Below are 17,272 nucleotides of genomic sequence, written 5' to 3'. Positions count from 1 at the left end.
GCCTTTGGGGTGTCAGGTCGGCCCGCCGCGACGGGGCCGAAACTCGGCCCGGCGCTCGGATGGGTCGTGACCGGTCAACACCACGTCCGGGGCCTCGGTGGGCAAGCCGCGGGCGGGGAAGTCGGCCGGCATCACGCGCATGTCCTCGGGGAAATCGGAACCGGCCGGATTCGGGGGAAACGGCGCCGAGCGTGCGATCTGCGCCTCGTAGTACGGGATCCACTTGCCGTGGTTGAAGGTGACCGCGCCGACGATGCGTCCGCGCCGCCCGTAGGCCGCGGCGAACCGGCGCTGCTTGACCGAGCCCTGGGTGAACATGATTTCGTCACCGAACGACGGCACCCCGACGGACTTGATGTTGACTCCGAACTGAGCCGACCAAAACTGCGGAATCATCAGATGCGCCCAGCGATCCGTTTCAGCACACACCATGTTGTGGGCGGCGACCTGGGCGCCCAGCACCGCGTTGTCCCAGTGCTCCATGGCCAGAAACTGATAGTCGTAGAGCACGTGGGGCGCACGGGCGATGTCGCCGGCCACGAAGATGCGGCTGGTGACCACGCCGTTGACATCGAACGCGCGGCAGCCCGCGTCACAGCCCACACCCCAAAAGCCGGCGGCCAGCCCGGCCCCGTCGAGCCACTCGATGTTGCGGATCGAGCCGAGCGAGGTGACCACCACGTCGACGTCGAGGACAGTGCCGTCGGACAGGCGCACGCGACGCACGTGCCCACCCGCGTCGCCCTCCATCTCCAGCACCGAGACGCCGGTGCGCAGGTCCACCCCGGCCTCGCGCTGCATCTCGGCGGCGATTCCGCCGATTACGCCGCCCAGCGGACCGGATAGCGGCGCCGGGCCGCGTTCGGCGACGGTGACGTCCAGGCCCAGGTCGCGGCACACCGAGGCCACTTCCGAACCGATGAACCCTGACCCGATGATCAGGACCCGGCGAGGTCCGGCCGCCAACGCTGCCTGCAGCGCAGCCGCATCGGCGCTGGTGCGCACCGTGTGGACGCCCTCGAGGGCGGCTTCGTCCGGGTTGGGCCATTTACGTGACCGCACACCAGTGGCGATGAGCGCCGCGTCTGCCTCGACCTCGCTGCCGTCGGCGAGGCGCACCACTCCGTTAGTCCGATCGAGCCCGGTCGCGGCCACACCGAGCCGCCATTCGGCGTCGACGTGGCGCATCCGGGGCAGCTTGGTCGCGTCGGCGCTTACCCATCCGGCGAGAACCTGCTTGGACAGCGGTGGCCGGTCATACGGCTCGTGCGGCTCGTCGCCGACGATGGTCAGATGCCCGCGAAAGCCCTCCTTGCGCAACGCCTCGGCGGCGCGAAGCCCGGCCAGTGAGGCACCGACGATGACGATGCGACCGGTCTCGCTGACGGCACTTCCCTTGGCCATGTCCGCCTACTGCTCGTCGTCCAGCTGGTCGACGATGATCGCTTGCACCGGGCATGAGGCCGCCGCCCGCAATACCCGCTGGCGCTGAGCGTCGTCGGGGTTGGGGTTGTAGGTCAAGGCTTCTTCCCCCTTGAGCCTGAGCACGTCCGGCGCCAGTGGGACACACTGCGCGTAGCCGAGGCAGCGATTCAGGTCGACGACAATTCGCATAGCCACCGCCTCGATGTGTGAAGAGCAAGGCTTCTCGACGTCCGGCTTATCATGCCGACACGGATGGACGCTAGGCCCGTAACGCTACGGCGCGCCGTTAGGGCTTACCTGTGAATCGGCGTTCAGATGTCGATTGAAACCGCTCGGCCTCCTAGGATTTGAACGCAGCGCCGGAAGGCGAAGGAGGCCACGATGCCGGGTGGAAAGCCGAACATTCTCGTCATCTGGGGCGACGACATCGGGATCACCAACCTCAGCGGCTACGGCCAGGGCCTTATGGGCTATCGAACTCCCAACATCGACCGGATCGCCGCCGAGGGCATGCTGTTCACCGATTCGTACGGCGAGCAGAGCTGCACCGCGGGGCGGGCGTCGTTCATCACCGGCCAAAGCGTCTACCGCACCGGGCTTTCCAAGGTCGGCATGCCCGGTGTGGACGTCGGGCTGTCGGCCGACGACCCGACGATCGCCGAGCTACTGAAACCGCTCGGGTACGCGACGGGCCAGTTCGGCAAGAACCACCTCGGCGACCTCAACAAACACCTGCCGACGGCGCACGGCTTCGACGAATTCTTCGGCAACCTCTATCACCTGAACGCCGAGGAGGAACCCGAGCACCCCGACTACCCGACCGAGCAGGAGGCGCCGCTGCTGCGCAAGGCGCTGCTGCCGCGCGGGGTGATCCACTCCTGGGCCACCGACCAGGACAGCGATGAGGCCGACGAGCGTTACGGGCCGGTGGGCAAGCAGCGCATCGAGGACACCGGGCCGCTGACCAAGAAGCGGATGGAAACCGTCGACGACGAGTTCACCGCGGCGTGCATCGACTTCATCAAGCGCCAGCATGCGGCGGACACCCCGTTTTTCGTGTGGATGAACACCACCCATATGCATTTCCGGACGCACACCAAACCCGACTCGCTCGGGCAGGCGGGGCGCTGGCAGTCGCCGTATCACGACACGATGATCGACCACGACCGCAACGTGGGTGAGCTGCTGGACGCGCTCGACGAGCTCGGCATCGCCGACGACACCATCGTCGTCTACAGCACCGACAACGGGCCGCACTCCAACAGCTGGCCCGACGGGGCCACCACGCCGTTTCGCAGCGAGAAGAACACCAACTGGGAGGGCGCATTCCGGGTGCCCGAAATGATTCGCTGGCCCGGGAAGATCCCGGCGGGCGTGGTGTCCAACGAGATCGTCCAGCACCACGACTGGTTGCCGACCTTCCTGGCGGCCGCGGGCGACGCGGACATCGTCGACAAGCTCAAGAAGGGCCATCAGGTCGGGGACAAACGGTTCAAGGTCCATATCGACGGCTACAACCTGCTGCCGTATCTGACCGGCGAGGTCGCCGAAAGCCCGCGCAAGGGCATGATCTACTTCTCCGACGACTGCGACGTGCTGGGCATCCGGTACGACAACTGGAAGCTGGTGTTCATGGAGCAGCGCTGCGCGGGCACACTGCAGATCTGGTTCGAGCCGTTCACGGCGTTGCGGGCGCCGAAGATGTTCAACCTGCGCACCGACCCGTTCGAGCAGGCCGACATCACGTCCAACACCTACTGGGATTGGCTCATCGACCGCATCTATCTGGCGTTTTTTGGTGTGGCGCTGGTGAACCGGTTCCTGGAGACCTTCAAGGAGTTCCCGCCGCGGGCCAAGCCGGCATCGTTCACCATCGACCACGCGGTGGAACAGCTCAAGGAGTTCCTCGCCTCTCGCGGTCAGTGACGACGCTCCACACCTGGAACGACGGGCCGGCGAAATTTGCGATCGTCGACTTCGTTCACCGCGTAACAAGCGAAGGCTCAAGCGATTTCGTCGAGCGGGATGCCCGCGTGGCGGTGTTCGACAACGACGGCACGCTGTGGTGCGAGAAGCCGATGTACATCCAACTCGACTTCCTGGTGCGCCGATTCGCCGAGCAGGCAACGGCGGACCCGAGCCTTCGCGAGCGTGAGCCCTACAAGGGCGCCTACCACGGCGACCTGGCCTGGCTGGCCGGCGCGGTGGCCAAGCACAACCAGGGCGACGACTCAGAGCTCAAACCGCTTGTGGCGGCGATACTTTCCGCCCATGCGGCGATCACCGTGGAGGAACACCGCGCCCGGGTCGAGGCGTTCTTTCGCGACGCCACGCACCCGACGCTGGGGCGGCCGTACACGTCGTGTGCCTACCGGCCCATGGTGGAGCTGCTGCGCTACCTGGAGGCCCACGGATTCACCGCCTTCATCGTCTCGGGCGGCGCGCGCGACTTCATGCGGCCCGTCACCGGCATGCTCTACAACATTCCGCCCGAGCGGGTGGTGGGCAGCTCGGTCGGCCTGACCTATCGCGACGGCCACCTGTTCACCACGGAGCAACCGGAGTTCCTCGACGAAGGGCCGGTGAAGCCGGTGCGGTTGTGGAGCCGGATCGGGCGACGGCCGATCCTGGCGGCCGGCAACTCCAACGGCGACATCGAGATGCTGGAATTCACCGGCGCGCCGGCGACACCGTCGCTGCGGCTGCTGATCCGGCACGACGACGCCGATCGCGAGTTCGCGTATACCGGGGGAGCGGAGCGGGCGCTCGAGCTGGCCGAGCGAAACGCCTGGACGGTCGTCAGCATGCGCGACGATTGGAAGGCCGTGTTTGACTGACGATCTGATCTGGATTCCCGAGCAGACCGCGATTCTCGGTTCCGACAAACACTACCCGGAGGAAGCCCCCGCGCGGCCGGTCGGTGTGGCGGGCTTCTGGATGCAGGCCCGCCCGGTCACGAACATGGAATTCGCGGAATTCGTCGCCGCCACAGGCTATGTCACCGTCGCCGAGCGGGCGCTCGATCTCGCGGACTACCCCGGCGCCCCGAAAGAGAACCTGCAGCCCGGATCGATGGTGTTCACCCGGACCAGCGGCCCGGTCGACCTGCGCCATCTGAGCCAATGGTGGACCTGGACGCCCGGGGCGTCGTGGCGGCACCCCGTGGGGCCACACTCGTCGATCGCGAAGCGAGCCGACCATCCCGTCGTTCACGTCGCGTACGACGACGCCCGGGCTTACGCGGCCTGGGCGGGGCGCTCCCTGCCGAGCGAGGCGGAATGGGAAACCGCGGCCCGCGGCGGCCTGGACCACGCGACGTACACATGGGGTGACGAGCCGGAGGCGTCGGGCCAGTGCCTGGCCAACTACTGGCACGGCGACTTCCCGTGGCGCCCCGACGCCGGCTACGGGCGCACCACACCGGTGGGCAGCTTCCCACCCAACGGTTACGGCCTGTACGACATGGCCGGCAACGTGTGGGAATGGACCACCGACTGGTATGCCGACACGCGCGCCGGCGAGCCCTCCGAGGGGGACAGCTATGACCCGGCCCAGCCGCAGTTCCGGGTGCCGCGCAAGGTGATCAAGGGCGGCTCGTTCCTGTGCGCCGACAGCTACTGCCAGCGCTACCGGCCCGCGGCGCGCCGACCACAACCGATCGACACCGGCATGAGCCACATCGGCTTCCGGTGCGTCGTGCGGCCCGGCGCCGTTGTCGGGTGATTCGGCGGTATGGCAACCTCAGGGCGTGAACGAGCAACCCTTGAGGCCATTTCGCATCGACGTGCCCGACGGTGATCTTGACGATCTGCGTTCGCGGCTGGCGCGCACCCGGTGGCCGGAGGCCGAATGCGTCGACGACTGGAGCCAGGGCATTCCGCTGGCGTACACCCGCGAATTGGCCGACTATTGGGCCACCAAGTACGACTGGCGGTCCCGAGAGGCGGCGCTCAACCGCTTCGATCAGTTCGTCACCGAAATCGACGGGCTGGACATTCATTTGATCCACCAGCGCTCGCCGCACGACGACGCCTTCCCGTTGGTGATCACCCACGGCTGGCCGGGCTCGATCGTGGAGTTCCACAAGGTGATCGAGCCGCTGACCAATCCGGCGTCGGGGCGCGCCGAGGACGCGTTTCACGTCGTGTGCCCGTCGCTTCCGGGATACGGCTTCTCGGGCAAGCCCACCCGGACGGGCTGGGGCGTCGAACGGATCGCCGATGCGTGGGAGACGCTGATGCTGCGCCTCGGCTACGACCGCTATGGCGCCCAGGGTGGCGACTGGGGTGCCGCGGTCACCACGCAGATGGGCCGAAACGGCGGCCATTGCGCGGCAATTCACCTGAACATGCCGATCGGGCGGCCCACCAAGGAGGCGCTCGCCGACCCGACCCCGGAGGAGCAACACGCGCTGGCGTCGATGGCCGAGCACCGCAAGTGGGGCACCGGCTATTCCAAGCAGCAGTCCACCCGGCCGCAAACGCTGGGCTACGGACTGGTCGATTCGCCGGTGGGGCAGCTGGCGTGGATCGTCGAGAAGTTCTGGGCGTGGGCCGATTGCGACGGGCATCCCGAGAACGTGTTCGGCCGCGACGAGCTGCTGGACAACGTGATGATGTACTGGGTGACCGGCACCGGCGCGTCGTCGGCCCGGCTGTACTGGGAAAGCTTCCGGGTCTTTGGTCAGATGGACCGGGTCGAATTGCCCACCGGCGTCAGCGCTTTTCCGGGCGAGCTGCTGAAGGCGCCGCGAAGCTGGTGCGAGCCGGTGTACAACATCACGCACTGGACCGACATGCCGCGCGGCGGGCACTTCGCCGCGTTCGAGCAACCGGAGCTGTTCGTCGAGGACGTCCGCGCGTTCTTCGCGACGGTGCGCTGAGCGACCGCGGGATCACACCCCCGGCGGTGCGAAGAGCTCCAACGCGATGCCGTCGGGGTCGCGAAAGCTCAGTCCCGAGCCATAGGGCGCGTCCACGATGCCGCCATGCTCGACGCCGAGCTCGTCCAGCCGCGTGACCCACTTCTCCAGGTCGGCGCGGCTGGCGCACCCGAAGCCGACATGGTCGAGCCCGACCCGCAGCTCGCTGAACGCCTCGTCGGGGGTGCGGCGGTCGTGCTGGTGGATGCCGAATATGGTGCCGCCCTCGAGCATCCACACCAGGTGCCGAAAGCCGGCGTCGGTGTGCTCGTCGAGGATCGGCTCGGCGTCGAAAAGCCTGCGGTACCAGGGGCCGCTGATCTCGAGGTCACGCACCGTGACCGCGACGTGGTTGAGCGGGGGGAAGGGCATGGCCCGACTCTACCGTCAGACGATCCGCCAGCCCCTCCGAGCCCGAAAACGCATGTCCCACAGGTAAACTTGATAGCCGAAGATCCACACGCGGTGCGGGATGAGCCGATCTGCCAGGCGCAGGGCGGTCAGCAGATATTCGAACCGGCGCTGCTGGGCCCGCGACCAGTCCAGCTCCATCATCGCCCGAAATTCCGGGGCCAAGAATCCCGTCGTCGCGAATAGGTTGAGCGGCCCGCCAACCGCTCGAAGCGGCAGCGGAAGGAACGCCATCGAGGCCACGCCGTGCAGGTGTTCGCGCACGGGAGGGTCGATGCGCAGCTCGTCGAGGGAGCGCTTCCAGTACTCGTCGAACGCGGCGAGGTCCGGCGGCCACATGCGCTCGGGCACCTGCAACGTGGTCCCCAGCCGTTTGGCGTCGCGATAGACGGCTTCGGCACTGGGGTCGTCCAGCGGGCCGTGCAGGTACTCGTTCTGGTCGACGAAATAGCGGTACAGGCAGGCGGCCACCCACAGCTGCAGCTTGGGGTCAAAAGCGTTGTAGGACACCGGGCTCGATGATGTCGAGCGAACCTGCCGGTGCGCGACGTCCACCGCGTCGCGGATCAAAGCCCGGTCCGATTCGGTCCCGATGGCGGCGACGGCTAGGTAGGTGCCGGTGGTGCGGGCCCGCTTGAACGGATGTTTGTAGACGTTGCCGCTGTCCACCGGGCTTTCCAGCACGCCGTAACCGACGCCGGGCAGGGACAACTGCATGATCACGTTCGCGGCGGGCAGCAACATCGCCGCCGGGTTCAGCAAATCCGCGATCCGCGTTGCGGGCCGCTTCATCGCGGATTACCCCTCATGGAGTCGAGTACACCACGGCGAACCGTTTTTTCCGCCGAAAAGTGGGCAGACGAGGGCGATGAGTACCCAACCTGGCAACCCGATCCGGCCGCTGCCGCGCGCGCCCAACCTGTCACCGACAGCCGACCCCGACGCATTGCTGTGGTGGGTGGTGGGGCTGCTGATCGTCGTGGTGATCGTGGCGGCCATTTTGGCGATCTAGCGTGGCCGACCCCGGTCGCGGCGGGTGTGAGACGCTGCCGGGGTGCGTGCGACTCGGTCCCGAGCCGCCGGCGTGCTGGCCGGCTACCTGGCCGACCTCGCCCTGAGCGACCCCAGCCGGGGCCATCCGGTCGCGCTGTTCGGCCAGGCGGCCGCGGCGCTCGAGCGCGCCACCTACCGCGACGCCAAAGGGGCGGGTGCGCTGCACGCGGGCCTGCTGGTCGGTGCGGTGACACTGCTGGGCCGGGGCGTCTCACGTCGAGGCGGGTTGTTCGCCACGATCGCCGCGACGTGGATCTGCCTTGGCGGGACGTCGTTGGTGCGCACCGGCCTGGAAATGTCGCGACTGTTGGAGAGCGGCGACGTCGATGCCGCCCGACGGCTGCTGCCGTCATTGTGCGGGCGCGACCCGTCCCGGCTGGACGCCGCCGGCCTGACGCGGGCGGCGCTGGAGTCGGTCGCGGAGAACACCTCGGACGCCGAGGTGGCGCCCCTGTTGTGGGCGACGGCCGGCGGGGCGCCCGGGGTGCTGGCGTACCGCGGCATCAACACGCTGGACTCGATGATCGGCCACCGCTCATCGCGCTATGCCCGATTCGGTTGGGCCGCAGCCCGATTGGACGACGCGGCCAACTACCTGCCTGCGCGCATGACTGCGGCACTGGTGGTGGTGTGCGCGCCGCTGGTCTCCGGATCGCCGTCGGGGGCGCTGCGGGCCTGGCGCCGTGACGCGGCGCGGCATCCCAGCCCGAACGCCGGGGTGGTCGAGGCGGCCTTCGCCGGCGCGCTGGGCGTTCGGCTCGGCGGCCCGACGCAGTATCGCCACGAGTTGCAGATCCGCCCGACCCTCGGCGACGGGCGGCCCCCCGACGTGGCCGACCTGCGCCGCGCGGTGGCGCTGTCGCGGGCGGTGCAGGCTTTGGCTTCGCTACTGCCGGGGATCCTCGCGGTGTCGAGTGTGCATCGGCGGCCTTGAGAGTGCAGGTATGGTGGGAGAATCGCGATTTGCGCGCCCTGTGTGCACACTGAAAACCCCCAGCGCACAATGAAAGTGGCCTGCCGCCGGCGGCCGGGCTCTTGGCCTACCGCCGGCGGCCGTAGCGGTCGGCGAGCTTGTCCTCCAGGGTCACCGGGGTGGCGGTCGGGTGCTGCTTTTCCCGCCGGCGGACCCGCAGCTCGGAGTAGACGAAGTAGCCCAACCCTATGGGTGCGAGGATGCCGAACGAAATCCACTGGATGCCATAGGACAGGAACGGCCCGGCATCGAGGTGCGGCACGCCGATCACGCCCAGACCGCCCGGCTGGTCCTCGACCAACTGCAGATAGGACCCCGCCAGCGGCACCTTCGTCAACGCCGAGACCTGTTCGGTGTTAATCGAATACACCTGCTGCACACCGTCTGTGACGAAAGGATCCTTGCCCGCCACGGTGGGTTCGGAGTCACGCAGTCGAGCCGTGATGGTCACAGTCCCCGCCGGCGGCCGCGCGATCGGTGGGACATGCGATCCCTGCTCGGGGCGCACGTAGCCCCGGTCGACCAACACGGTCGGGCCATCGTCGACGACGAACGGTGCCAGCACCTCGAACGCCGGGTCACCCTGGACCACCCGCAGCCGGGCCAGCACCTGCACGTCGGGCAGATAGTGCCCGGTCGCCGTCACCCGCCGCCACTGCGCGCCCGGTGCTGACGAATCCTGCTGGGGCAGCAGGGTTTTCAGCGGCACCGGCGGGGTGTTGAGGGAGGACTCGATCTGGTGGTTCTCCCGCGATGTCCTGGTGTTCTTTCCCAGCTGCCAGGGCGCGAGCACCATGAAGCAGAGGTAGGTGAAGGCGATCACCACCAGCGCCAGGGCTATCCAGCCCGGGCGGAGCAGGAACGCCAGGCCCCTTTTCACCGGGGCATCGCGCCTCTCCCGTTTTCGGCGAGTCGTTCGTCGACCCACGCGTGCAGTCCGGGCAGGGCGGCCTCGATGACGGCGAAGACGTCCTCGAAGTCGCCGTGGTCGCCGTAGTAGGGGTCCTCGACGTCGGGGGCGTGGGCGCCCGAGCGCGGGTCGAACGATCGCAGCATGCGGATGCGGTCTTCCTCGACGCCCAGCTGGCGCAACATCCGAACATGGTTGCGCCCCAACGCCACCACCAGGTCGGCCGCCAGGTGGTCGTCGTTGAGCTGCGCGGCGCAGTGGGCGGTGGGGTAGCCGTGGGCATGCAGCACCCGGGTGGCCCGGTCGTCGGCGCAGCTGCCGACATGCCAGTTGCCGGTGCCCGCGCTGGTCACCCGGACCGCGTCGCCGAGGCCGCGCCGCTGTAGCTGGTCGGCGAACATCTTCTCGGCCATCGGGGAACGGCAGATGTTGCCGGTGCAGACGAAGGTGACGTGCAGTGGTTCAGACACCGAGGGCCCTCCGCAACTCCTCGACCGTCGCCGCGTGCGTCACGCCGGTGAGGCTGAACCCGTCCGCAAAATCGGACCGCCCGTAGCCCCAGCCGACCACCACCGTGTCGATGCCATGGGCGGCCGCGCCGTGCACGTCGTGGCTGCGGTCGCCGACCATCAGCACTCGCTCGGGCAGCGGCTGGAGTTGTTCGAGCGCGTGGGCCAGCACCTCCTCCTTGCTCTTGCGTGAGCCGTCGGGAGCCGCGCCGGCGATTACCTCGAAATACCCGTCCAGGCCGAAGTGGGCGAGGATGCGCCGGGCCGTCGGTTCCAGCTTGGAGGTGGCCACGGCCAGCCTGACCCCGGCGGCGCGTAGGTCGGCCAGCAGCGGCTCGATGCCGTCGAACAGCGTGTTCATCGCCCAGCCCCGCTCGCCGTATTCGGCCCGGAAGGCCGTGATCGCGTCCTCGGCGGAGTCGCCGAACATCGACCGGAAGGTGTCGTCCATCGGCGGGCCGACGATCTGGGCGGCAAGGTCACCCTGGGGCACGGCCGCCCCGACGTGGTCGAGCGCGTGCAGGAAGCTGGCCACGATTCCTTCCGCCGAGTCGGTCAGCGTGCCGTCGAGGTCGAAGATCACCAGCTCCGCGGCGTCCGGGACAGTCTCTGTCACCACACCATTGTCCTAGATGGCCGCACGCGCTCAGCGCGGCCCACTAGTGTTTCTCGGATGGCGACTCTGAACCCGAGCCCGCCAGCGGCGGCGCGCTATCACGGCGACCAGGCCGTGGCGCCTGGGATGCTCGACTTCGCCGTCAACGTCCGGCACGCGCAGCCGCCGGAGTGGCTGATGCGCCGGCTGGCCGCGCGGCTGCCCGACCTGGCGCGCTACCCGGGCCCGGCGGACACGCACCGGGCGCAGGACGCGGCCGCCGAGCGGCACGGTCGCAGCCGGGACGAGGTGCTGCCGCTGGCCGGCACGGCCGAGGGCTTCGCGTTGCTGCCCAACCTGCGCCCGGCGCGGACGGCGATCGTGGCGCCGTCGTTCACCGAGCCCGCCGTGGCGCTGGGCGCGGCCGGGGTGCCGGTGCGGCACGTCGTGCTGGGGCCGCCGTTCCGCCTGGACGGCGCGTTGGTTCCCGACGATGCGGACCTCGTCGTGGTCGGCAACCCGACGAACCCCACGTCGGTGTTGCACACCCGGGAGCAGCTGCTGGCGCTGCGCCGGCCCGGCCGGATCCTGGTGGTCGACGAGGCGTTCGCCGATTCCGTCCCCGGTGAGCCCGAGTCGCTGGCCGGCGACGCGCTGCCCGACGTGTTGGTGCTGCGCAGCCTGACCAAGACGTGGGCGCTGGCCGGCTTGCGGGTGGGCTACGCGCTGGGCGCGCCGGAGCTGTTGGCGCGGCTGACCGCGCAGCGCGCGCACTGGCCGGTGGGGACCCTGCAGCTGACGGCGATCGCGGCCTGCTGCGAGCCGCGGGCCGTCGCCGAGGCGGCGGCCGGTGCGTTGCGGTTGGCGGAGCTGCGCGCCGAGATGGTGGCCGGCCTGGCATCGGTGGGCGCCGACGTGGTCGACGGCCGCGGCCCGTTCGTGCTGTTCCGCCTGCCCGACGCCGACCGGATACGAAACGACTTGGAGCGCAAGGGGATTGCCATTCGCCGGTGTGACACCTTCGTCGGCCTGGACGGCCGGTACCTGCGGGCGGCGGTGCGACGGGACTGGCCACTGCTGATCCAGGCCATCGCGGAGGCGCTGCGGTGAGCGTGCGGCTGGCCAACGTGATCGAGGTGCTCGACGAGGCGTACCCGCCGGATCTCGCACAATCGTGGGATTCGGTCGGCCTGGTGTGCGGCGACCCCGACGACGCGCTGGACTCGGTGACCGTCGCCGTCGACGCGACGCCGGCCGTCGTCGACGAAGTTCCCGACGGCGGACTGCTGCTGGCGCATCACCCGTTGCTGTTGCGCGGGGTCGACACCGTGGCGGCCAGCACGCCGAAGGGCGCGCTCGTGCACCGCCTGATCCGCACCGGGCGATCGCTGTTCACCGCGCACACCAACGCCGACTCCGCCTCGCCGGGGGTGTCCGACGCGCTTGCCGAGGCCCTCGGGCTGACCGTCGACGCGGTGCTCGAACCGCTCGCGGCGGCGGGTGGTCTGGACAAGTGGGTCGTGTACGTGCCGACGGAGAACGCGGAGGCGGTGCGTGAGGCCGTGTTCGCGGCCGGCGCCGGCCACATCGGCGACTATTCGCACTGCAGTTGGAGCGTGAGCGGCATCGGGCAGTTCCTGCCGCACGAGGGCGCCTCGCCGGCGATCGGCAGCGTCGGCAGCGTCGAACGGGTCCCCGAGGAGCGGTTCGAGGTGGTCGCACCGGCGCGGGCCCGGGCAGCGGTCTTGGCGGCGATGCGCGGCGCCCATCCGTACGAGGAGCCCGCGTTTGACATCTTCGCTCTGGTGCCCCCGCCCGGCGACGCGGGGCTGGGCCGCATCGGCACGCTGGCGCGACCGGAATCGTTGCGCAGCTTCGTGTCCCGTGTCGGCGCCGCGCTGCCGCGGACCTCGTGGGGCGTGCGCGCGTCCGGGGACCCCGACGCGCCCGTGTCGCGGGTCGCCGTGTGCGGCGGCGCCGGGGATTCGCTGCTGGCGGCCGCGGCCCGCGCGGACGTGCAGGCTTATGTGACCGCCGATCTGCGCCACCATCCCGCCGACGAGCATCGCCGGGCATCGGACGTGGCCCTGGTCGACGTGGCGCACTGGGCCAGCGAATTCCCCTGGTGCGAGCAGGCCGCCGGCATACTGCGGTCCCGTTTCGGGGAGGCGCTGCCCGTGCGGGTGTGCACCATCCGCACCGACCCTTGGACGCTGGAGCAGGTGGCTGAGACCGGGGGAGACGGGGAGAGACGGGGAGAACAGCAATGAAAGCTGAGGTCGCACAGCAACTTTCGCTACTCGAGTTGTCGAAACTGGACGCCGAGCTGTCTCGCATCGCGCACCAGGCCAGCCATCTGCCCGAGCAGGAGGCCGTGGAGCGGATCCGCGCCGACCACACCGCGGCCGCCGATCGGCTGGGTGCGCTGCGAATTGCGCTGGAAGACTTGGACGCCCAGGTGTCGCGGTTCGAGTCGGAGATCGAGGCGGTGCGGCAACGCGAGGACCGGGACCGCTCGATGCTCAAATCCGGTGCCACCGACGCCAAGCAACTGTCGGATCTGCAGCACGAGCTCGAGACCCTGCTTCGGCGTCAAACCAGCCTCGAGGACTCGATGCTGGAGGTGATGGAACGCCGCGAGGAGCTGCAGGCCCAGCTGGACAGCGAGCAGCGGGCCGTCGAGGCGCTGCAGTCCGAACTGGCCGGCGCCCAGCAGGCCCTCGACGCCGCGATCGCCGAGATCGACGAGGCCCGCCAGGCTCGTTCGTCGCGACGCGACGCCGTGTCCGCGGAGCTGGATCCCGCGCTGTCCGCCATGTACGAGCGGCAGCGCGCCAGGGGAGGTCCGGGGGCCGGGCCGTTGCTCGGGCATCGCTGCGGCGCCTGCCGGATCGAGATCGGCCGCGGCGAACTGTCCCGCATCTCGGCCGCCCCGGAAGACGAGCTGGTGCGCTGCCCGGAGTGCGGTGCGATCCTGTTGCGGGTCAAGGGGTTCGACCAGTGAAGGTCATCGTCGAAGCCGACGGGGGGTCGCGCGGCAACCCCGGACCGGCCGGGTATGGTGCGGTGGTCCGCACCGCGGACCGCTCGACGGTGCTGGCCGAAACGAAACAGGCCATCGGCGTGGCGACCAACAATGTCGCCGAATACCGCGGCCTGATAGCCGGTTTGGACGACGCGCTGCAAATGGGTGCCACCGAGGTCGCGGCCTTCTTGGACTCCAAGCTGGTGGTCGAGCAGATGTCCGGGCGGTGGAAGGTGAAACATCCCGACCTGATCGAGCTGCATGCGCAGGCCCGAAAGCTGGCGTCGCGGTTCGACCGGGTCTCCTACGCCTGGGTGCCGCGGGCCCAGAACTCGCACGCCGATCGGCTGGCGAACGAGGCGATGGACGCCGCGGCGGATATCGGCGACGACTCGGTGGAATCCGAGGCGCCGGCCGAGCCTACGGAAAGTGTTGCGGCCGAGGCCAGGACGTCGCCCGGCTGGACCGGGGCGCGGGGCACGCCGACCCGGCTGCTGTTGCTGCGGCACGGGCAGACCGAACTGTCGGTGGAGCGCCGCTACTCGGGGCGCGGCAACCCGGCGCTGACGGAGGTGGGACGCCAGCAGGCGGGGGCCGCGGCGCGCTACATGGCGGAGCGCGGCGGGATCGCCGCGGTGATTTCCTCGCCGCTGCAACGGGCCTACGACACCGCGGCGACGGCCGCCAAGGCGCTCGGGCTGGACGTCACGGTCGACGACGACCTGATCGAAACGGATTTCGGGGCGTGGGAGGGGCTGACGTTCGCCGAAGCGGCCGAACGTGATCCGGAACTGCACCGGCGGTGGCTGCGCGACACCGGCACGACTCCGCCGGGCGGCGAAAGCTTTGACGCCGTGCTCGACCGGGTGCTGCGGGTGCGCGAACGGGTCATGGAAGCACACCAGGGCGCGACGGTGCTGGTGGTGTCCCATGTGACGCCGATCAAGATGCTGCTGCGGCTGGCGCTGGACGCGGGGCCAGGGATCCTTTACCGGCTGCATCTTGACCTGGCCTCGCTGAGCATCGCAGAGTTTTATTCGGATGGGGCATCGTCGGTGCGGCTGGTGAACCAGACGGGCTACTTGTAGGCGGGCGATAGGGGTCGATCGATGCAGCCGTCTCAGCCACTCGATGAGCCCGTCCCCGCGGATGTCCGGGCGCGGGTGATGCCGGCGGCGCTCGATGAGCTGGTCCGCTGGGGTGTGGAGCGGTTCAGCATCGAGGCGATGGCCGAGCGCCATCACCTCGATCCCGCGATGGTCTACCGCTACTGGGGCAGCCGGCAGCGACTCATCGTCGATGCGGCCCTCGCCGACGCCGAGGCCTTCAGTGCGGTACCGGACACCGGTTCGTTGCGTTCAGACCTGCTGGCGTTCGCGCGAAGAGCGATTGCGCGGCTCAACTCCGCGGAGGGTCGCGCCTTCACGCGGGCGCTCGTCATGGAACGTCCCGGCCATCACGACGAAGAAACCCGAATATTGGTGTGGCAGGCACGGTTTGCTGCTTTACGCGCGGTCATCGACCGGGCCAGGGAACGCGGCGAACTGCGTGCCGGGGTGAACACCCTGGCGGCCGTGCAAATCGTGCTGGCGCCGCTGAACGTTCGCGTTCTTTACTCCGATTTGCCTATCGACGATCGCTACGGCGAGGCGGTCGCCGACATGGCCTGGCACGCGCTGGTCAAGCGGGAGTGAACTCGACCGGCAGGGCGGCCGGCGTCACGAGGGCGTGACCGTCTCGGTGTCGCGGCCGGACCGCAACACGGTCCCGGGCAGGGCGCCGGTGGCGCCGCCGTCGCGGCACACCTCGACGCCACCGACCAGCACCGAGGTGATGCCGAACGCGTCGGCGACCAGCCGCGGCGCGCCGGCGGGCAGGTCGTAGCGGGTGCGCTCGGGCCCGTGGTCGACCGTGGCCGGGTCGAACAGCACCAGGTCGGCGTGCCAGCCGGGCTCGATGCGGCCGCGTTCGGTCAGCCCGTAGAACCGGGCCGGCACGTCGGTGATCAGCCGGACCGCCTCCTCGAGCGTCACCACCTGATGCTCGCGGACGCCCCGGCCCAAAAGCGACGTCGTGTAGATGGCGCCGCACATCATGTCGAGGTGGGCTCCGGCGTCCGAGCCGCCGATTACCGCACCCGGGTGGTGCCACACTTCGGCGCGCGCCCGCCAGTCGGCCGCGTCGTCGCCGGTCAGCGGCGGGGACAGGCCGGTGCGCAGCTCGTCGGCGATCACGATGTCCAGCAGCGTGTCGAAGGGTTCGCCACCGCGGGTGGCGGCGATCGCGCCGACGCTGCGGCCGGTCGCGTCGGCGTTCGCGGGGGCGAACGTCTCCACGATGACGAGGCGGTCCCACTGCGCCAGCCCGCGCAGCATGCCCGCCTCCTTGGACGCGGCGCCCTCGGCGAGGCGGCGGCGCACCTGCGGATCGGCAAGCGCGACAAGGCGTTCGGGCACCGGCAGGTGCATCGTGTCGCGCCAGCCCGGCAGCCCGTCGAGGACGAAGCCGGACAGGAAAGACAGCCGGATCTTCATGGCCTGCGGCAGGGTCAGCGCGACCACCCGGCCGCCGCGTCGGGCCGAGGCGTCGAAGGCGCGCAACTGCTTTTCGTGCCCGGCCGGGTTGGCCGCCGAGACGCCGAGCAGGTTCCAGTTCAGCGGGCGGTCCGCGGCCACCGACATGTCGGTCAGCAGCGCGATGTCGTCGTCGGTGAAGCCGGACAGGCAGCCGGGGATGATGGCCTCCAGTGTGGTGCCCGGATGGTCGCGGAGTGCGCCCGCGAGTGTCACCAGCTCGTCGCGCGAAGCGCTGCGCGACGGAACCGGTTGCCCGGCACCGTCGTTGTGGGTGGGCGACTGCGAGGTCGACAGCCCGAGCGCCCCTGCGGCCAGCGCGTCGTGCAACACCGCGACCATCTTGTCGATGTGTTCCGGTGTGGCCTCGCCGCCCACGGCGTCGGCGCCCATCGCGGCCAGCCGCAGCGCCGAATGGCCAACCAGGAAACCGGCATTGACCGCGGTGTGGCCCTCCAGGCGGCCCAGCCAGTCGCTGAACGATGCCCAGCCCCAGTCGAGGCCGGCCCGCAGCGCGTCCAGCGGCATCCCCTCCACCCGCGCCAGCATCCGGGTGAGGTAGTCGTGTTGGTCGGGCGCCGCGGGCGCCAGCGTGAACCCGCAGTTGCCGCCGAAGACGGTCGTGACGCCGTGCTGCACCGACGGGCTGGCGGTCGGGTCCCAGAACAGCTGCGCGTCGTAGTGGGTGTGCAGGTCGACGAACCCCGGCGCGAGTGTCTGCCCTTGGGCGTCAACGGTTTTGGTGGCCATCTCGTCGACGTCACCGACGGCGACGATGCGCCCGTTGCTGACGCCGACGTCGCCGTGGCGGGCGGGCGCGCCGGTGCCGTCGACGATCTCGGCGTCGCGGATCAACAAGTCAAGCACGTGCGGGCCT

The 17,272-nt window shown here is 69.7% G+C and carries 19 protein-coding genes; 11 read left to right on the top strand and 8 right to left on the bottom strand.

What is annotated here, in order from left to right:
* Positions 1-12: 12 nt before the first annotated feature.
* Both A5706_RS04210 and A5706_RS04205 read right to left on the bottom strand, forming a co-directional pair.
* On the bottom strand, positions 13-1,404 hold the full coding sequence (locus tag A5706_RS04210; RefSeq protein ID WP_068127349.1) for an NAD(P)/FAD-dependent oxidoreductase: 1,392 nt from the start codon (positions 1,402-1,404) through the stop codon (positions 13-15).
* A 6-nt stretch (positions 1,405-1,410) separates the two neighbouring features.
* The gene (locus A5706_RS04205) at positions 1,411-1,614 is read right to left on the bottom strand and encodes a ferredoxin (protein ID WP_068127348.1); all 204 of its coding nucleotides are present in this window, start codon (positions 1,612-1,614) and stop codon (positions 1,411-1,413) included.
* Between the two features lie 192 nt (positions 1,615-1,806).
* On the opposite strand from A5706_RS04205, the gene A5706_RS04200 reads away from it, so the two are divergent.
* The 4 genes from A5706_RS04200 to A5706_RS04185 are packed head-to-tail and all read left to right on the top strand — an operon-like array spanning position 1,807 to position 6,307.
* Entirely contained in the window at positions 1,807-3,351 is a 1,545-nt protein-coding gene (locus A5706_RS04200) for an arylsulfatase (protein WP_068127346.1), read from the top strand.
* Positions 3,348-4,262, top strand: coding sequence for an HAD family phosphatase (locus A5706_RS04195; protein ID WP_068127344.1), 915 nt, complete (start codon positions 3,348-3,350; stop codon positions 4,260-4,262). The genes A5706_RS04200 and A5706_RS04195 overlap by 4 nt, the downstream gene beginning before the upstream one ends.
* Positions 4,255-5,148, top strand: coding sequence for a formylglycine-generating enzyme family protein (locus tag A5706_RS04190; RefSeq protein WP_068127342.1), 894 nt, complete (start codon positions 4,255-4,257; stop codon positions 5,146-5,148). Before A5706_RS04195 ends, A5706_RS04190 begins: the two co-directional genes overlap by 8 nt.
* A 40-nt stretch (positions 5,149-5,188) precedes the next feature.
* Positions 5,189-6,307 (top strand): epoxide hydrolase family protein, encoded by a 1,119-nt coding sequence (locus tag A5706_RS04185; RefSeq protein WP_068127387.1) that lies wholly within the window; start codon positions 5,189-5,191, stop codon positions 6,305-6,307.
* A gap of 12 nt (positions 6,308-6,319) precedes the next feature.
* Here A5706_RS04185 and A5706_RS04180 read toward each other — a convergent pair whose 3' ends face one another.
* Both A5706_RS04180 and A5706_RS04175 read right to left on the bottom strand, forming a co-directional pair.
* The gene (locus A5706_RS04180) at positions 6,320-6,718 is read right to left on the bottom strand and encodes a VOC family protein (RefSeq protein WP_068127339.1); all 399 of its coding nucleotides are present in this window, start codon (positions 6,716-6,718) and stop codon (positions 6,320-6,322) included.
* A 15-nt stretch (positions 6,719-6,733) separates the two neighbouring features.
* Positions 6,734-7,549: an oxygenase MpaB family protein gene (locus A5706_RS04175; RefSeq protein ID WP_068127338.1), complete on the bottom strand. Its 816-nt coding sequence runs from the start codon at positions 7,547-7,549 to the stop codon at positions 6,734-6,736.
* 76 nt (positions 7,550-7,625) lie between these two features.
* Between A5706_RS04175 and A5706_RS32865 the strand changes: the two genes are divergently transcribed.
* Together A5706_RS32865 and A5706_RS04170 are read left to right on the top strand one after the other, a co-directional pair.
* Positions 7,626-7,769 carry a hypothetical protein gene (locus tag A5706_RS32865; RefSeq protein WP_156766946.1) on the top strand — a complete coding sequence of 48 codons (144 nt, stop codon included), beginning with the start codon at positions 7,626-7,628 and terminating at the stop codon, positions 7,767-7,769.
* A 42-nt stretch (positions 7,770-7,811) separates the two neighbouring features.
* Positions 7,812-8,744, top strand: coding sequence for a cobalamin biosynthesis protein (locus A5706_RS04170; protein ID WP_068127335.1), 933 nt, complete (start codon positions 7,812-7,814; stop codon positions 8,742-8,744).
* 106 nt (positions 8,745-8,850) lie between these two features.
* Here the strand turns inward: A5706_RS04170 and A5706_RS04165 are convergent, their stop codons facing one another.
* The 3 genes from A5706_RS04165 to A5706_RS04155 are packed head-to-tail and all read right to left on the bottom strand — an operon-like array spanning position 8,851 to position 10,785.
* On the bottom strand, positions 8,851-9,663 hold the full coding sequence (locus tag A5706_RS04165; protein ID WP_068127333.1) for an SURF1 family protein: 813 nt from the start codon (positions 9,661-9,663) through the stop codon (positions 8,851-8,853).
* The gene (locus tag A5706_RS04160; protein ID WP_068127331.1) at positions 9,660-10,163 is read right to left on the bottom strand and encodes a low molecular weight protein-tyrosine-phosphatase; all 504 of its coding nucleotides are present in this window, start codon (positions 10,161-10,163) and stop codon (positions 9,660-9,662) included. The genes A5706_RS04165 and A5706_RS04160 overlap by 4 nt, the downstream gene beginning before the upstream one ends.
* Positions 10,156-10,785, bottom strand: coding sequence for an HAD-IA family hydrolase (locus A5706_RS04155; protein WP_068127385.1), 630 nt, complete (start codon positions 10,783-10,785; stop codon positions 10,156-10,158). The genes A5706_RS04160 and A5706_RS04155 overlap by 8 nt, the downstream gene beginning before the upstream one ends.
* A 39-nt stretch (positions 10,786-10,824) precedes the next feature.
* Here A5706_RS04155 and cobC point away from each other — a divergent pair, with 39 nt between their 5' ends.
* From cobC to A5706_RS04130, 5 genes are all read left to right on the top strand, one after another.
* Positions 10,825-11,907, top strand: coding sequence for an Rv2231c family pyridoxal phosphate-dependent protein CobC (gene cobC / locus A5706_RS04150; protein WP_255406292.1), 1,083 nt, complete (start codon positions 10,825-10,827; stop codon positions 11,905-11,907).
* Positions 11,904-13,067 carry a Nif3-like dinuclear metal center hexameric protein gene (locus A5706_RS04145; RefSeq protein ID WP_068127327.1) on the top strand — a complete coding sequence of 388 codons (1,164 nt, stop codon included), beginning with the start codon at positions 11,904-11,906 and terminating at the stop codon, positions 13,065-13,067. Before cobC ends, A5706_RS04145 begins: the two co-directional genes overlap by 4 nt.
* The gene (locus A5706_RS04140; RefSeq protein WP_068127326.1) at positions 13,064-13,801 is read left to right on the top strand and encodes a zinc ribbon domain-containing protein; all 738 of its coding nucleotides are present in this window, start codon (positions 13,064-13,066) and stop codon (positions 13,799-13,801) included. The genes A5706_RS04145 and A5706_RS04140 overlap by 4 nt, the downstream gene beginning before the upstream one ends.
* Complete coding sequence (locus tag A5706_RS04135; protein WP_068127324.1) at positions 13,798-14,910, top strand: bifunctional RNase H/acid phosphatase; 1,113 nt, start codon at positions 13,798-13,800, stop codon at positions 14,908-14,910. The genes A5706_RS04140 and A5706_RS04135 overlap by 4 nt, the downstream gene beginning before the upstream one ends.
* A 78-nt stretch (positions 14,911-14,988) precedes the next feature.
* The gene (locus A5706_RS04130; protein WP_231985022.1) at positions 14,989-15,516 is read left to right on the top strand and encodes a TetR-like C-terminal domain-containing protein; all 528 of its coding nucleotides are present in this window, start codon (positions 14,989-14,991) and stop codon (positions 15,514-15,516) included.
* 24 nt (positions 15,517-15,540) lie between these two features.
* Here the strand turns inward: A5706_RS04130 and A5706_RS04125 are convergent, their stop codons facing one another.
* Positions 15,541-17,262: an amidohydrolase family protein gene (locus tag A5706_RS04125; RefSeq protein ID WP_068127321.1), complete on the bottom strand. Its 1,722-nt coding sequence runs from the start codon at positions 17,260-17,262 to the stop codon at positions 15,541-15,543.
* Positions 17,263-17,272 lie beyond the last annotated feature (10 nt).

Source organism: Mycobacterium sp. E796 (genome assembly GCF_001672815.1).
GTDB lineage: Bacteria > Actinomycetota > Actinomycetes > Mycobacteriales > Mycobacteriaceae > Mycobacterium.
The sequence above is the reverse complement of the archived record's forward strand: the minus strand, read 5'-3'. Positions and strand labels throughout refer to the sequence as shown.

Bases quoted from the DNA above. Each gene is read 5' to 3' on its own strand.
- A5706_RS04205 (WP_068127348.1), bottom strand. From the start codon at position 1,614: ATGCGAATTGTCGTCGACCTGAATCGCTGCCTCGGCTACGCGCAGTGT.
- A5706_RS04180 (WP_068127339.1), bottom strand. From the start codon at position 6,718: ATGCCCTTCCCCCCGCTCAACCACGTCGCGGTCACGGTGCGTGACCTC.
- A5706_RS04130 (WP_231985022.1), top strand. From the start codon at position 14,989: ATGCCGGCGGCGCTCGATGAGCTGGTCCGCTGGGGTGTGGAGCGGTTC.
- A5706_RS04200 (WP_068127346.1), top strand. From the start codon at position 1,807: ATGCCGGGTGGAAAGCCGAACATTCTCGTCATCTGGGGCGACGACATC.
- A5706_RS32865 (WP_156766946.1), top strand. From the start codon at position 7,626: ATGAGTACCCAACCTGGCAACCCGATCCGGCCGCTGCCGCGCGCGCCC.
- A5706_RS04140 (WP_068127326.1), top strand. From the start codon at position 13,064: ATGAAAGCTGAGGTCGCACAGCAACTTTCGCTACTCGAGTTGTCGAAA.
- A5706_RS04175 (WP_068127338.1), bottom strand. From the start codon at position 7,549: ATGAAGCGGCCCGCAACGCGGATCGCGGATTTGCTGAACCCGGCGGCG.
- A5706_RS04210 (WP_068127349.1), bottom strand. From the start codon at position 1,404: ATGGCCAAGGGAAGTGCCGTCAGCGAGACCGGTCGCATCGTCATCGTC.